Annotated in this window: 14 protein-coding genes; 9 read left to right on the forward strand and 5 right to left on the reverse strand. The window is 72.4% G+C overall.

Going from position 1 to position 13,417, the window contains the following annotated elements; all coding sequences use genetic code 11:
* Window positions 1–35: 35 nt before the first annotated feature.
* Window positions 36–1,451: a DUF4241 domain-containing protein gene (locus tag BMY61_RS31015; RefSeq protein ID WP_052438493.1), complete on the forward strand. Its 1,416-nt coding sequence runs from the start codon at window positions 36–38 to the stop codon at window positions 1,449–1,451.
* Window positions 1,452–1,471: 20 nt separating this feature from the next.
* Here BMY61_RS31015 and BMY61_RS31020 read toward each other — a convergent pair whose 3' ends face one another.
* Complete coding sequence (locus BMY61_RS31020) at window positions 1,472–2,482, reverse strand: aldo/keto reductase (protein WP_042444706.1); 1,011 nt, start codon at window positions 2,480–2,482, stop codon at window positions 1,472–1,474.
* Window positions 2,483–2,502: 20 nt separating this feature from the next.
* Window positions 2,503–2,898: a MerR family transcriptional regulator gene (locus tag BMY61_RS31025; protein ID WP_042444704.1), complete on the reverse strand. Its 396-nt coding sequence runs from the start codon at window positions 2,896–2,898 to the stop codon at window positions 2,503–2,505.
* An 86-nt stretch (window positions 2,899–2,984) separates the two neighbouring features.
* Here BMY61_RS31025 and BMY61_RS31030 point away from each other — a divergent pair, with 86 nt between their 5' ends.
* Window positions 2,985–3,815, forward strand: a complete 831-nt coding sequence (locus BMY61_RS31030; RefSeq protein ID WP_042444702.1) for a serine hydrolase domain-containing protein — start codon at window positions 2,985–2,987, stop codon at window positions 3,813–3,815.
* On the opposite strand, the gene BMY61_RS31035 is transcribed toward BMY61_RS31030, so the two are convergent.
* Window positions 3,802–4,527 (reverse strand): pirin family protein, encoded by a 726-nt coding sequence (locus tag BMY61_RS31035; protein ID WP_042444700.1) that lies wholly within the window; start codon window positions 4,525–4,527, stop codon window positions 3,802–3,804. The two genes, BMY61_RS31030 and BMY61_RS31035, sit on opposite strands and share 14 nt — an antisense overlap.
* Window positions 4,528–4,752: 225 nt before the next feature.
* Here BMY61_RS31035 and BMY61_RS31040 point away from each other — a divergent pair, with 225 nt between their 5' ends.
* From BMY61_RS31040 to fabF, 5 genes are all read left to right on the forward strand, one after another.
* A complete protein-coding gene (locus BMY61_RS31040; RefSeq protein WP_042444832.1) occupies window positions 4,753–5,928 on the forward strand; it encodes a PucR family transcriptional regulator in 1,176 nt (391 codons plus the stop codon).
* A 117-nt stretch (window positions 5,929–6,045) separates the two neighbouring features.
* Entirely contained in the window at window positions 6,046–6,990 is a 945-nt protein-coding gene (locus tag BMY61_RS31045; RefSeq protein ID WP_042444698.1) for an ACP S-malonyltransferase, read from the forward strand.
* Window positions 6,987–8,021 (forward strand): beta-ketoacyl-ACP synthase III, encoded by a 1,035-nt coding sequence (locus BMY61_RS31050; protein ID WP_042444697.1) that lies wholly within the window; start codon window positions 6,987–6,989, stop codon window positions 8,019–8,021. Before BMY61_RS31045 ends, BMY61_RS31050 begins: the two co-directional genes overlap by 4 nt.
* A gap of 31 nt (window positions 8,022–8,052) precedes the next feature.
* Window positions 8,053–8,295: an acyl carrier protein gene (locus BMY61_RS31055; RefSeq protein WP_042444695.1), complete on the forward strand. Its 243-nt coding sequence runs from the start codon at window positions 8,053–8,055 to the stop codon at window positions 8,293–8,295.
* A 103-nt stretch (window positions 8,296–8,398) separates the two neighbouring features.
* Window positions 8,399–9,667, forward strand: a complete 1,269-nt coding sequence (gene fabF / locus BMY61_RS31060) for a beta-ketoacyl-ACP synthase II (RefSeq protein ID WP_042444693.1) — start codon at window positions 8,399–8,401, stop codon at window positions 9,665–9,667.
* A 67-nt stretch (window positions 9,668–9,734) separates the two neighbouring features.
* Here fabF and BMY61_RS31065 read toward each other — a convergent pair whose 3' ends face one another.
* Window positions 9,735–10,217, reverse strand: coding sequence for a hypothetical protein (locus BMY61_RS31065; RefSeq protein ID WP_042444691.1), 483 nt, complete (start codon window positions 10,215–10,217; stop codon window positions 9,735–9,737).
* Window positions 10,218–10,346: 129 nt separating this feature from the next.
* Between BMY61_RS31065 and BMY61_RS31070 the strand changes: the two genes are divergently transcribed.
* Together BMY61_RS31070 and BMY61_RS31075 are read left to right on the forward strand one after the other, a co-directional pair.
* The gene (locus BMY61_RS31070; RefSeq protein ID WP_042444689.1) at window positions 10,347–10,931 is read left to right on the forward strand and encodes a TetR/AcrR family transcriptional regulator; all 585 of its coding nucleotides are present in this window, start codon (window positions 10,347–10,349) and stop codon (window positions 10,929–10,931) included.
* Window positions 10,928–11,341 carry a hypothetical protein gene (locus tag BMY61_RS31075; RefSeq protein WP_052438492.1) on the forward strand — a complete coding sequence of 138 codons (414 nt, stop codon included), beginning with the start codon at window positions 10,928–10,930 and terminating at the stop codon, window positions 11,339–11,341. Before BMY61_RS31070 ends, BMY61_RS31075 begins: the two co-directional genes overlap by 4 nt.
* Here BMY61_RS31075 and BMY61_RS47175 read toward each other — a convergent pair whose 3' ends face one another.
* The gene (locus BMY61_RS47175; protein WP_082014859.1) at window positions 11,342–13,393 is read right to left on the reverse strand and encodes a protease pro-enzyme activation domain-containing protein; all 2,052 of its coding nucleotides are present in this window, start codon (window positions 13,391–13,393) and stop codon (window positions 11,342–11,344) included.
* Between the last annotated feature and the right edge of the window lie 24 nt (window positions 13,394–13,417).

Here is a 13,417-nt window from a genome sequence, read left to right on the forward strand (position 1 = left end):
CGCCCTGGGACGATCCCGACCGGGGAGGGGCGTACATGGAGGGCATGGCCGTCGAGGTCACGTACGGCGTGGACTGGCACGAGCGGGAGGCCCGGCTCGTGAGGCCGCTCCTCGTCGAGGAGGCCCGTCGCCGTCACGAGGCCGGCGAGCCCTACACGGTGCTGGTGACCGCCGGACAGGCGCCGCGGGCCGTGCTGCGGATCTGTCGGGACAGCGGGTACGTGTCCCTCGACCTGCCCGTGCCGGACGGTGGCGACCCGGACGATCGCGGCGAGCAGCGGTACGAGTTCCGCGAGCTGTGGGAGGGCCGACTCCATCTGTTCCGGCTCCGCGAGTGGCTGCTGCCGGAGTCACGGGAGGATGAGGACGAGGACTCCGAGCCGAGCTTCAGCGCCGAGACCCGCCCGAACGGCCGGGCGCGCGTCGCGGTCGAAAGCGAGGACGGAGGCCTGTTCGAGACCTGGACGGAGATCCCGGCAGAGTTCCGGACCGTCGTGTTCCCGGCCTTCGGCGCATGGGGCGGGTGGCTGGACGCCGAGCTGTTCGGTGCGAGCGGACCGCTCGTCGTCGTGCTCCCGCGCGGTGACGAGGAGGTCCACGCCACTGAACCGCCCTCGCCCCAGCCCGCCTGGGCCGAGCCCAAGGGGATGCGCCCAGGGAACCTCGCCGCGCTCTTCACCGCCGGTGCCCGGCTGCGCAGCCGCGACGGCGACGCCGAGATCCTCGAACCCGAGGACGCGGGCCTGCTACACGTGCCGACGGGCCGGATCGTCGCGGCGGATCCGGGCACACTGAGCGAGCGCAACCAGCCGTTCACGGTCGCCGTGTCGCCCGGTGACCACCGCGTGCTGATCGCCCGGATGCGCTGGGACGAGCACCCCTGGAGCGAGACCCCGGCCGCCGCCCTGGTGATCCGCCCCGAGGAGCCCACCGTGAGCTGGGAGTTGGCGCTGCGGCCCGGGCAGGACGTGCGGATGCTCGGCGACGACGAGTTCTACGGGTTCGGCGTCGACTCCGGAACCGGGTCCTTCCTGGACCTGGCCACGCGCGACGCGGTCCTCGCGCAGGAGGAGCGGCCCGGCTCGCTCTTCGCCTTCGACGGCGAGAAGAGCCACGCCCGGTGGCAGGACCCCGGCACCGGGCTCAACCTCGTCGCCTACCCGAGCGGCCACGGCGACGGCAGCTACCCCGTCTGGATCGGCCGCGGCGCGGACGGCGAGGTCACCCGCCTGGTCGCGGACATGCTCGTCCTACACGGCGCCGAGGCCCTGGCGCCGACGCCGACGGACCGGGCGGCCTTCCGCGCCGAGGCGCCGCGTCGCCTCCCAGCCACGGACGCACCGAGCGCCGGCCCCCTCGGGGAGGCGGTCAGGCACTTCTCGGCGGTCCGCGCCCGGACGGTCGCGACCGCCGCCGAGGCCCGCGCGCGGTGGCTGCGCCCTCGGTTCTGACGCCGGCCCTGCCGGGGAAGCTACTTGGAGATACTGCTCATGTCCGCGTAGCGGTCGCCCGCGACCTGGGCCGCGATCGGCTCCAGGGTGGCCAGCTCCGCCTGGGTGAGCGTGAGCGACGCCGCGCCGACGTTCTCCTCCAGGCGGGTGCGCTTGCGGGTGCCCGGGATCGGGATGACCGGGAGGCCGTGGACCTGGGAGCGCTGCTGGACCCAGGCGAGGGCGACCTGCGCGGCCGTCGCACCGCGGTCCGCGGCGATCTTGTGGACCGGGGCCAGCAGCGCGGCGTTGTGCGCGGCGTTGTCGCCGGTGAAGCGCGGCTGGTAGTGGCGGAAGTCGCCCTGGGCCAGCTCGCTCGCGTTGCTGAAGGACCCCGTGAGGAACCCGCGGCCGAGCGGCGAGTACGGCACGAAGGCGACGCCGAGCTCCGCCGCCGCGGGGACCGCGGTCCGCTCCACGTCGCGGGAGAAGAGGGACCACTCCGACTGCAGCGCGGCGATCGGGTGGACGGCATAGGCCTCGCGCAGCTCCGCGCCGTTGACCTCGGACAGGCCGAGGAACCGCACCTTGCCCGCGGCGACGAGCTCGCCCATCGCGCCCACCGACTCCGCGAGCGGGACCTCGGGGTTGCGGCGGTGCATGTAGTAGAGGTCGATGTGGTCAACGCCCAGACGGCGCAGGCTCGCGTCGACGGCCTGCCGGATGTACGCGGCGTCGTTGCGCACCGCGCGGTACGTCGGGTCGTCCTCGCGGCGCTCGATCGCGAACTTCGTCGCGACCAGCACCTCGTCGCGGTGGGCCTGGACGAACGGGCCGACCAGCTGCTCGTTGCGGCCGTAACCGTACATGTCGGCGGTGTCGAAGAGGGTGACGCCCAGCTCCAGGGCGCGCTCCAGCGTCGCGCGGGACTCGGTCTCGCCGGTGTCACCGAACTGGTCGCTGTAGAAGTCGCTCATGCCCATGCAGCCGAGGCCCTGCACGCCGACGACCGGACCGTTCGCGCCCAGGGTGGTGGTCGGGATGGTGCTCATGACTCAGTCCTGCCTCTCGCTCACTGGCAATCTTGGCCGTACAAGTCGATCTTGTAATCCAGGACCAGAAGGTTGGTCTGCAGGTCGCGGATGCGCGCGAGCACCTCCTCGCGGTGCTCGATCAGCAGCTGCCGCCGCTCCGCCCGGGTCTCGTCGCCCGTCCGCACCAGCTCCGTGTAGCGCAGCATCGCCGCGACCGGCATGCCGGTCGCGCGCAGGTTGCCCAGGAACGCCAGCCAGCCGAGATCCGCGTCGCTGAAGCGGCGCTGGCCGTGGTGCGAGCGGGCGGGGTGGTCCAGCAGGCCGATGCGCTCGTACCAGCGCAGCGTGTGCGCGCTGAGGCCGGTCTGCTCGGCGACCTCGCCGATGGTGTAGCGGGCCTCGAACTCGGCTCCCGCCACCGCTGCCTGGGACATCCCCGGCCCCCTTCCGATCATGTCGTACTCGACGCTACTGACCTTGAGTGCACTCTAAGCAAGCGACGCTCCGTAGACTCGCCGACATGGAGAGCCTGCGCCTGATCGAACAGTGGCCCGTCACCACCGCCGCCGCGGTCGTCGTCCGCAAGGACGGCAGCGTCGCCGGGAGTCACGGCCCCCAGCGGCACCCGTTCAAGCTGGCCTCGGTGACCAAGCCGCTCACCGCGTACGCGACGCTCGTCGCGGTCGAGGAGGGCGCGCTGGAGCTGGACGACCCGGCGGGGCCCGAGGGATCGACCGTCCGGCACCTGCTCGCGCACACCTCCGGGCTCGCCTTCGACGAGCAGAAGCCCATGGCCGCGCCCGGCAACCGACGCCTCTACTCCAACGCCGGCTTCGACGTGCTGGCCGAGGCGGTCTCCAAGGCGACCGGCATGCCGTTCCCGCAGTACGCGGCGGAGGCGGTCTTCGCGCCGCTCGGCATGACCGACACCTGGCTCGACGCCTCGAGCAAGAGCCCCGCCGGCGCGGGCGGCGTCTCCACCGCCGCGGATCTGGCCCGCTTCGCGGCGGAGCTGCAGGCACCGCGGGTGCTCCACGCCGACACCGTCGCCGAGGCGACGACCGTCGCGTTCCCGGGCCTGAACGGCGTGCTGCCCGGCTACGGGCACCAGAAGCCGAACGACTGGGGCCTCGGCTTCGACATCCGCGACCACAAGTCCCCGCACTGGACCGGCCTGACCAGCTCCCCGGCGACCTTCGGCCACTTCGGCCAGTCCGGCACGTTCCTGTGGGTCGACCCGGTGGCGGGCGCCGCCTGCGTGGTGCTGACCGACCGCGACTTCGGCCAGTGGGCGGCCGAGCTGTGGACCCCGTTCACGGACGCGGTCCTCGCCGAGCTCACCCGTAGCTGACCGGCGAGTCCATCGCCCAGACCAGCAGTTCGACCCCGTCCGGCCCCGCCGTCGGGTCCACCAGGGCGGCGCCGTCGGACATCCTGACGGCGTCGCCCGCCTTCAGTTCGCGGCCGCGTCCCTTCGGGCCGTCCTGCTCCCGGAAGCCCAGGGCGCCCTGGGTGACGTGCAGGTAGCGGTACGCCGCCTGCGGCAGCTCCGGAACCGGCAGGTACGGCTGCGCCCGCAGCAGCTGCAGGGCGGCGTCGTCCCGGCGCAGCAGCCCCGGAGGGGTGAGCAGGACCGACGGCGCCTCGGTGTCGACGTCCCGAACGGCGTAGTCCGGCTCGGTCGCGAACTCCCCCGGCTGCAGCCAGAACTGCAGGAAGCGCACCGGTTCCTCCGCCGACGCGTTGACCTCGCTGTGGCTGACGCCGGACCCCGCGCTCAGGTACTGCAGCTGTCCGGCCCGCACGACCGCCTCGTGGCCGTGGTCGTCGCGGTGGGTGAGCGTGCCGTCCAGGACCCAGGTGAGGATCTCCGTGTCCCGGTGCCGGTGCGCGCCGAAGCCCGCGCCCGCGTCCAAGGACTCCTCGTTGCAGGCCAGCAGCGCGCCGAAGGAGACGTTGGCCGGGTCGTAGTGCGCGGAGAACGAGAACGCGTGAGCGGTGGTGATCCCCGGTTCCGGCTCGGAGCGGTAGCGGTGTCCTGCGCGACGGATACTGAGGGTCATGGGGCCACTCTAGGCAGTTGTGACCGGCGTCTCCCGCGACGGGGACCTCCCCGTGCACGCAAGCGGACGGGGATGGTGCACGCTTGGACTGTGTCAGCCCCAGCCGCAGAGAACCCCCCGAACCAGCCCACCGCCGTCGACCCGGTCGACACGGCCGACACCGCGCAGCGCCAACCGGCGCGACGCGGCTCCCGGCGCGGCACCGCGTTCGAGCGCAAGACGGTGATGGCCACGGCCGACCAGCACGCCCAGACCCTGAAGAACCTGGAGCGCGCCGCCGGCAAGATGGCGACGGCCGCCATCGCCCGGATGGACGACAACCTCGCCTGGTACCGCAACATGCCGCCGGAGCACCGCTCCTGGATCGGGCTGGTGGCACAGGCCGGTATCGCGGCGTTCACCGAGTGGTTCCGCCACCCCGAGGCGCCGCAGGCGATCAGCACGGACGTCTTCGGCACCGCGCCCCGCGAGCTGACCCGCGCGGTGACGCTGCGGCAGACCGTGGAGATGATCCGGACCACCATCGAGGTCGTCGAGGAGGCGATCGAGGAGGTCTCCGCGCCGGGCGCGGAGGAGGCGCTGCGCGAGGCCGTGCTCGTCTACGCCCGCGAGATCGCCTTCGCCACCGCCCAGGTCTACGCCCAGGCCGCCGAGGCGCGCGGCGCCTGGGACGCGCGCCTGGAGGCGTTGGTGGTGAACTCGCTGCTCTCCGGCGACGCGGACGAGGGTGTGCTGTCGCGCGCCGCCGCGCTCGGGTGGGGGCAGCCGGACCGGGTCATGGTCGTCATGGGCAGCGCCCCGGCCGGGGACAGCGAGCTGGTGGTCGAGGCCATCCGCCGGGCCGCCCGGCACGCGAAGCTGCACGTGCTCACCGGGGTGCTCGGCGCCCGCCTGGTCGTGGTGGTCGGCGAGAAGAAGCCGCGCAGCGGCGAGCGCCTGTGGGATCCGGTGATCGCCGCCCGCGCGCTGATCGGCCAGTTCGCGCCCGGTCCGGTGGTCATCGGCCCGACCGTGTCCGACCTGCTCTCCGCGACCCGCTCCGCGCAGGCCGCCGCCGCCGGCCTGCGCGCCTGTTCGGCGTGGCCGGACGCGCCGCGTCCGGTGCTGGCCGACGACCTGCTGCCCGAGCGGGCGCTCGCCGGGGACGGGCACGCGCGGACCCAGCTCGTCGAGGAGATCTACGCGCCGCTGGACGAGGCGGGCTCCGCGCTGCTGGACACGCTCTCGGTCTACCTGGAACAGGCGTCCTCGCTGGAGGGCGCCGCCCGCATGCTCTTCGTCCACCCGAACACCGTGCGCTACCGCCTGCGTCGTGTGACCGACATCACCGGCTACGCCCCGTCCGACGTGCGCTCGGCGTTCACTCTCCGCATCGCCCTGGCCCTCGGGCGGCTCCAGTAGGGGTCGAGCCATGAGCTGGGATGATGCACGGCTGTAGGGAATCCACAACTCGATCGGTGGTTCTTCGTCGCGGTCCTCACCCGCGCCGCACCGGCCGGACAAGAGAAGGTTGATGACGTGCTCGTACTCGTTGCTCCCGGACAGGGTGCCCAGACTCCCGGATTCCTCGCCCCTTGGCTGGAGGTCCCCGGCGTAGCCGACAGCCTGCGCCGTTGGTCCGACGTGGCCGGCCTGGATCTGGTCCACGCCGGTACCGAGGCGTCCGAGGAGGAGATCAAGGACACCGCCGTCGCCCAGCCGCTGCTGGTCGCCGCCGGCCTGGTGACCGCGGGGGCGCTCTTCGGCGACCTGACCCGCGTCCCGGCCGTCGTCGGCGCCGTCGCCGGTCACAGCGTCGGTGAGATCACCGCCGCCGTCGCCGGCGGTGTGCTGAGCCCCGAGGACGGCCTCGCCTTCGTCCGCGAGCGCAGTCAGGGCATGGCCGAGGCGGCCGCCGTCACCGCGACGGGCATGCTCGCCCTTCTCGGCGGGGACCCGGAGGAGGTGGCCGCGAAGCTGGCCGCCCACGGCGTCACCGCGGCCAACAACAACGGCGGCGGGCAGCTCGTGGCCGCCGGCACGCTGGAGCAGCTGGACGCCCTCAAGGCGGACCCGCCGGCCGGTGCCCGCCTGATCCCGCTCAAGGTGGCCGGTGCCTTCCACACCGAGCACATGGCCCCGGGCGTGGCGCGGCTGGAGAAGCTGGCGCCGACCCTGACCGCGGCCGACCCGCTGGTCCCCTACGTCTCCAACAAGGACGGCGAGGTCGTCGCCTCGGGCACCGAGGTGCTGGCCCGACTGGTCTCCCAGGTCTCCAACCCGGTCCGCTGGGACCTGTGCATGGAGACGCTCGGCCGGCTGGGGGCGACCGCGGTGATCGAGCTCTCGCCCGCCGGCACCCTCACCAACCTGGTCAAGCGCAACGTCAAGGGTGTCGCGACGCTGGCCCTGAAGACACCGGCCGATCTCGACAAGGCCCTCGCGCTCGTGGCCGAGCACGGAGCCGGGGAGCAGCACGCATGACAGCTCAGCCCACCATCAAGCCCAGCACCGGTGCGCAGTTCTCGCGCATCCACGGTGTGGGCGGCTACCGACCGGTCCGGGTGATCCCGAACTCCGAGGTGCTGGACTGGATCGACTCCTCCGACGAGTGGATCCGCACCCGCAGCGGCATCACCGAGCGCCGCTGGGCGGGCCCGGAGGAGAGCGTCGCGGAGATGTCGGTGCAGGCCGCCAGCAAGGCGATCGCCATGGCCGGCATCCGCCCGGAGCAGGTCGGCGGCGTCGTCGTGGCCACCGTCTCGCACCTGAAGCAGACCCCGGCCATCGCCACCGAGATCGCCCAGCGCCTCGGCTGCGGCACCGCGCCCGCCTTCGACATCTCCGCCGCCTGCGCCGGCTTCGGCTACGGCCTGTCGCTGGCCGACGGCATGGTGCGCGGCGGCAGCGCCGAGTACGTGGTCGTGATCGGCGTGGAGCGCCTGTCCGACCTCACCGACATCCACGACCGCTCGACCGCCTTCATCTTCGGTGACGGCGCCGGCGCGGCCGTGGTGGGCCCCTCCGACACGCCGGGCATCGGCAAGGTCGTGTGGGGCTCCGACGGCTCCCAGGCCGATGTGATCTCCCAGACCGAGGCGTGGGACACCGCCTTCGCCAAGCCCGACGCCGTCAACGGCGCGGGCGAGGAGACGAAGTGGCCCGCGCTGCGGATGGAGGGCCAGACGGTCTTCCGCTGGGCGGTCTGGGACATGGCCAAGGCCGCTCAACAGGCCCTGGACGCCGCGGGGATCACTGCCGACCAGCTCGGCGCGTTCATCCCGCACCAGGCGAACATGCGCATCATCGATGCCATGATCAAGGCGCTGAAGCTGCCCGAGTCGGTCCCGGTGGCCCGCGACATCGCGGAGACCGGGAACACCTCGGCGGCCTCGATCCCGCTGGCCATGGAGCGCATGCTCCAGTCCGGCGAAGCGAAGAGCGGCGACCTCGCCCTCATCATCGGCTTCGGGGCGGGTCTCGTCTACGCAGCAGCAGTCGTTACCCTCCCGTAGAAACACCGTTCATCACGAGAAGGAGCCTTCAATGGCCACCCAGGAAGAGATCCTCGAAGGTCTCGCGGAGATCGTCAACGAGATCGCCGGGATCCCGACCGAGGACGTTCAGCTCGACAAGTCCTTCACGGACGACCTCGACGTCGACTCGCTGTCCATGGTCGAGGTCGTCGTCGCCGCCGAGGAGCGCTTCGACGTCAAGATCCCGGACGACGAGGTCAAGAACCTGAAGACGGTCGGCGACGCGGTGAACTACATCGTCGCCAACTCCTGAGCGACCGCTCGCTCCCGGGGGACGCCGTCGTCCGGCGGTGTCCCCCGACCCCCAAGTTCCACCGGGTTTCCATGCCCGGACTTCCCTGCCAGGAGACACAGCAGTGACCAGCGACAGCCGCACCGTGGTCGTCACCGGGATCGGCGCCTTCACGCCGCTCGGCGCCGACGCCGCGTCCACCTGGGAGGGCCTGGTGGCGGGCCGCTCCGGCGTCTCGCTCCTCGAAGAGGAGTGGGCCGAGGACCTTCCGGTCCGCATCGCCGCCCGCACCGCGGTCGACCCGGGCGAGGTGCTGCCCCGTCCGCTCGCCCGCAAGCTCGACCGCTCGGCGCAGTTCGCCGTGATCGCCGCGCGCGAGGCCTGGGCCGACGCCGGCTTCACCGCCTCCGCCACCGAGGAGGGCTCCCCCGTCGCCCCCGAGCGCCTGGGCGCGGTCGTCGCCTCCGGCATCGGCGGCGTGACCACCCTGCTCGACCAGTACGACGTGCTGAAGGAGAAGGGCGTCCGCCGCGTCTCCCCGCACACCGTGCCGATGCTCATGCCGAACTCCCCCGCCGCCAACGTCGGCCTGGAGGTCGGCGCCCGTGCAGGCGTGCACACCCCCGTCTCCGCCTGCGCGTCGGGCGCCGAGGCCATCGGCTACGCGATCGAGATGATCCGCACCGGCCGCGCCGACGTCGTCGTCGCCGGCGGCACCGAGGCCGCGATCCACCCGCTGCCGATCGTCGCCTTCGCGAACATGATGGCGATGTCCAAGAACAACGAGCACCCGCAGGAGGCGTCGCGCCCCTACGACAAGGCTCGTGACGGCTTCGTCCTCGGCGAGGGCGCCGGCGTCGTGGTGCTGGAGTCCGCGGAGCACGCCGCCGCGCGCGGTGCCCGCGTCTACTGCGAGGCCGTCGGCCAGGGTCTGTCCTCCGACGCCCACCACATCGCCCAGCCGGAGCCGACCGGCTCGGGCGTGGCCCGCGCGATCGCCCAGCTGCTGGAGTCCTCCGACGTGGACCCGGCCGAGATCGTGCACGTCAACGCGCACGCCACGTCCACCCCGCAGGGCGACACCGCCGAGATCAAGGCGCTGCGCCGGGTCCTGGGCGACCACCTGGACCACATCGCGATCTCCGCGACCAAGTCCATGACCGGCCACCTCCTCGGCGGCGCGGGCGGCATCGAGACCGTCGCGACGGTCCTCGCCCTGCACCACCGGGTGGCCCCGCCGACCATCAACGTCGACGACCTCGACCCCGAGGTCGACGCCGACATCGTCATCGGCGAGCCCCGAGCCCTCCCGGCCGAGGGCCGTCTGACGGCGCTGAACAACTCCTTCGGCTTCGGCGGCCACAACGTCGTCCTGGCCTTCCGCACGGTCTGACAACTGCGGCATCCCCAGGGGCGCGGCGAACCCGAGTGGTTCGCCGCGCCCCTCATGCCGTCCGGTGTCATGCCGTCCGGCGCACCCGGCCGGGATCAAGGTGCAGTTCGTACGGGGTGTAGCACTCGCTGACCTGCGTGCCCACCTCGGCCCCGCACCCGGGGCAGAAACGGTTCATGCCCTCGGTGCCGCGCAGTCCGCAGCATCCGGCATCGCGGTAGTCCGGGTCGGGGCGCAGTTCCGGGGCGTCGTCGGGATGGATCACGACGGTGTCACGAGGGCCCGCGGAGACGAGGAACCCGTCGCCGTCGGGGTCGGTCATGCACGGCCCGCCGGGGTACGCGGCCACGCAGTCGTCCGTCGGCGCGAAGGGCGCGCCCCAGGGCTCGGGTTGCACGGCGAAGTATCCGGCCGGGACCGTCGAGGGCGCCCTGCGGAGCCCGTCGGCCTGGACCCGGCCGTCGAATTCAGGAAAAGCCGGCAGACGGGGCAGTTCGGCCAGGTCGTTCGTCAGCGCGGTCGCACAGGTGGTGCAGTGAAAAACGGTCACCGGTCCTTCCTACCGATCGGTTCCGGTCCGGCCAAACGAATATCGGGTTCACCCGAGTGGCTTGTGGGCCGGGCGGACGAGGTCTACATTCGTTTTTGAGCGAGTGCTCAAAACGGGGGTGGTGCAGGCATGGCCACGGCGGAGACGCGGGACGCGCTGGTCGCCGGAGCGATCGCGACCTTGCGGGAGAAGGGCCACGCCCACGCCAGCGCACGCGAGATCGCCGCGCGGGCCGGCTGCAACCAGGCGCTGATCTTCTATCACTTCGGGTCCGTCGAGCGGCTGCTGCTCGCCGCCCTCGACCGCGTCGCGGAGCTGCGGCGGGAGCGCTACCAGGGGCTCGTGGACGAGAGCCGGTCACTCAAGGAGCTGGTCGCCGCCGCCCGGACGGTCTTCGAGGAGGACCTCGAGCTCGGCCACACCGCCGTGCTCGTGGAGATGATCGCCGCGGCTCAGGCGAACGCCGCCCTGCGGCCCGAGGTGGCGGAGCGGCTGCGTCCCTGGCGCGGCTTCGCCGCGGACGCATTGCGCGGGACGCCCGCCGCACGGCTCGGGTCACCGGACGAGCTCGCACACGGGGTCGTCGCGCTCTATCTCGGCCTGGAGCTGTTGGCCGTGCTCGACGAGGACCCCACCCCGGCGCTCGCGCTCTTCGCGCGCGCCGACTCGCTCGCATCCCTTCTCGACCTGATTCCACGACGGAGGCGGTCATGAGGCACGGTCGGCTGCACGGTTGGCAATGGTTCCTGGCCTGGGCGGCGGTCGGCGGCGGCGGGGTGACCGCGCTGCTGACCGTCCTCACGGTCGGGCCCTACGTGGCGGTGCTGACGCTCGGCGGCGCCGTCCTGCTCGGCCGGACACGGCGCTCGCACACCGGCCTGCCGGGGCTGATCGCCGGGGCGGGGGTGCTGCCGCTGGTGATCGCCTGGCTGAACCGGTCGGGGCCGGGGAACGTCTGCACGCCCGGGGAGTGCACCGAGGAGTGGAGCCCGTGGCCGTGGCTCGGCGCCGGCGTCGTGCTGATCGCGGTCGGCACCGCGGTCTGGGTCGCGGCGACGCAACGGGCCCGGCAGGGGACGAACTCCCCTGCCGGGCCCGGCTGGAACCGACCTGCCGATCGCTGACTACGGAAGGAACGACCGCAGGTAGGCCGTCGTCGGCGAACCGACGCCGGTGGCGTCGTCGAAGCCGCGGGTGGCCTGCAGGCTGGTGTCCTCACCGAAGGCGGCGAGGCGGATCTTGAGCTGGCCGCCGATGACGCCGAAGTCGGCCACGTTGCTCAGCGGAGCCTGGTGGTGAAGGGCGCGCTCGTTGACCACGTCACGGAAGACACCGAGACGGGCGCGGAGGTAGATCTCCGGGTTGGCAAAGCCGATCGCCTGGCCCTGGGCCTGGATCGCGTCGGCCTGGACGGCGGAGAACTCCGGCGCGGCAACGCTGGTGCCGCCGACGCCGCCCTCGCTGTAGACACCGGCGGTGGTCTGACCGACCAGCACCGAGGTGTACAGGTCGCCGTTCATGGCGACGTCCGGGGTCACCCGCTGCGCGGTCTTGCTGTGCTGACCGGTCATCAGCGTGTGCGACAGCGCGTTGGGGACGACACCCTTCTGGTAGAAGGGCTGGGCGAAGTCCTCGGACGTGCCGCCGCCACCACCGAAGTAGAACTGGCCGGGGAACGGGTTCCAGGACTTGCCGTCGGTCGAGAGGACCGAACGCAGGGTGCCCATGGAGGTCTCGAACCCGTACGTGCCGCTCTTGTCCTTCAGGCCCAGCGCGGTGCCACCCACGTCGGTGACCCACGCCGAGGAGGACGGGTAGTCGACCTGGGCGCGCGGGGTGTCCGTCTGGCAGTTGACGCCGGTGGCCGCGGCCTTCGGGGACTCGTCGCCGCAGTCGCCCGAGGAGAAGTCGAAGCTGATGCCCTCGATGGCGCCCTGCTGGAAGATCGTCTCGTACGCGGCGATCTGCGCCTTCGCCATGTCGCCCTGGTCGGTGGTGTGCATGATCTCGCTCCAGGAGTTGGAGACGACATCCGCCAGGTGGTGGTCGACGATGTTGGCGAGCGCGGCCGACAGGTCGCTGTCGTTGCAGGAGTTGGCACCGACGTAGACGACGTTGGCGTCCGGGGCCAGCCCGTGCACCATCTCGACGTCGAGCGACTCCTCGCCGGCCCAGCCGGCGGGACCACCGCAGGCCTTCTGGCTGTTCCAGTTCGCGGGCGTGACGACCTCGCGGTACTGGCCCTTGCGGAACGCCTTGTCACCGTGCGCGGTGGCGAAGTGGTTGGCGTCGGCCAGCATCGTCGGGGAGCCGTAGGCGTCGACGATGGCGACGGTGGCGCCCTTGCCCGTGAGGTGCGTGGCGCTGATGCCGTAGGCCTTGCGCAGCTGGGACGGGACGAAGGAGCACTGGTCGAACGGGACGGCACCCTTGGTGTAGCCCTGGGGAGCGCCCTTGGCCGTCTTCTGGCCCCAGTAGTCCGAGCAGGTCGCGGTGGTGGGCAGGCCACCACCGGTCTTGCTGCCGGGGGCGGCGATGGTGTTGTTCACCGTCACCGAGTCGGGCTTGGCGTGGCTGCCGAGCGTGGAGCTCAGGTCGGCGACACCGAGGACGTACGGGGCGACGTCGGCGGGGATCACCACGTCGGCGGCCGGGGCGTGCGCCTGCTGGCCGGCCACGCGGTACTCGTGGATGGTGGTGCCGAAGGCCTTGGCCATCTGGGCGCTGGTGCCCGAGACGCTGATGGCGTGCCAGCTGCTGCTCTCGACGGACAGGCCGGCACCCTTGAGCCAGGCGTTGACCTTGGCGACCGAGGCGTCGGTCGGGCCGAACTGGCTGCGGACGAAGGCCGCGCTCTGGAACTTGCGGTACTGCGGGCTGGACGGGTCGGAGACCGCCTGGGCGTAGGCGGCCAGACCGGCCGAGTCGCGCATGGCGAGGTACACCGTGCCGGTGAACGTCGCCGCGGCGGGCGCGGTGCCCTGGTCGGCGGTGTGGGTGGCCCAGGCGGGGTGGCTGCCGGCGACCGCCTTGGCGACGGGGGCGGGCGCACTGGCCTGGGAAGGAGCAGCGAGAGCCAGCGAACCGGAGGCCAGCGCGAGCGACGCGGTGGCGATGGTGGCTATCCGGGCGCGGCTGACGCGGGAGCTGTTGTTGCGGGTGATGACGACTCCCAGAGTGAAGGTCCGTCAGATGACGAG

Origin of the sequence: Streptacidiphilus jiangxiensis, from assembly GCF_900109465.1 — a bacterium.
Classification (GTDB): domain Bacteria; phylum Actinomycetota; class Actinomycetes; order Streptomycetales; family Streptomycetaceae; genus Streptacidiphilus; species Streptacidiphilus jiangxiensis.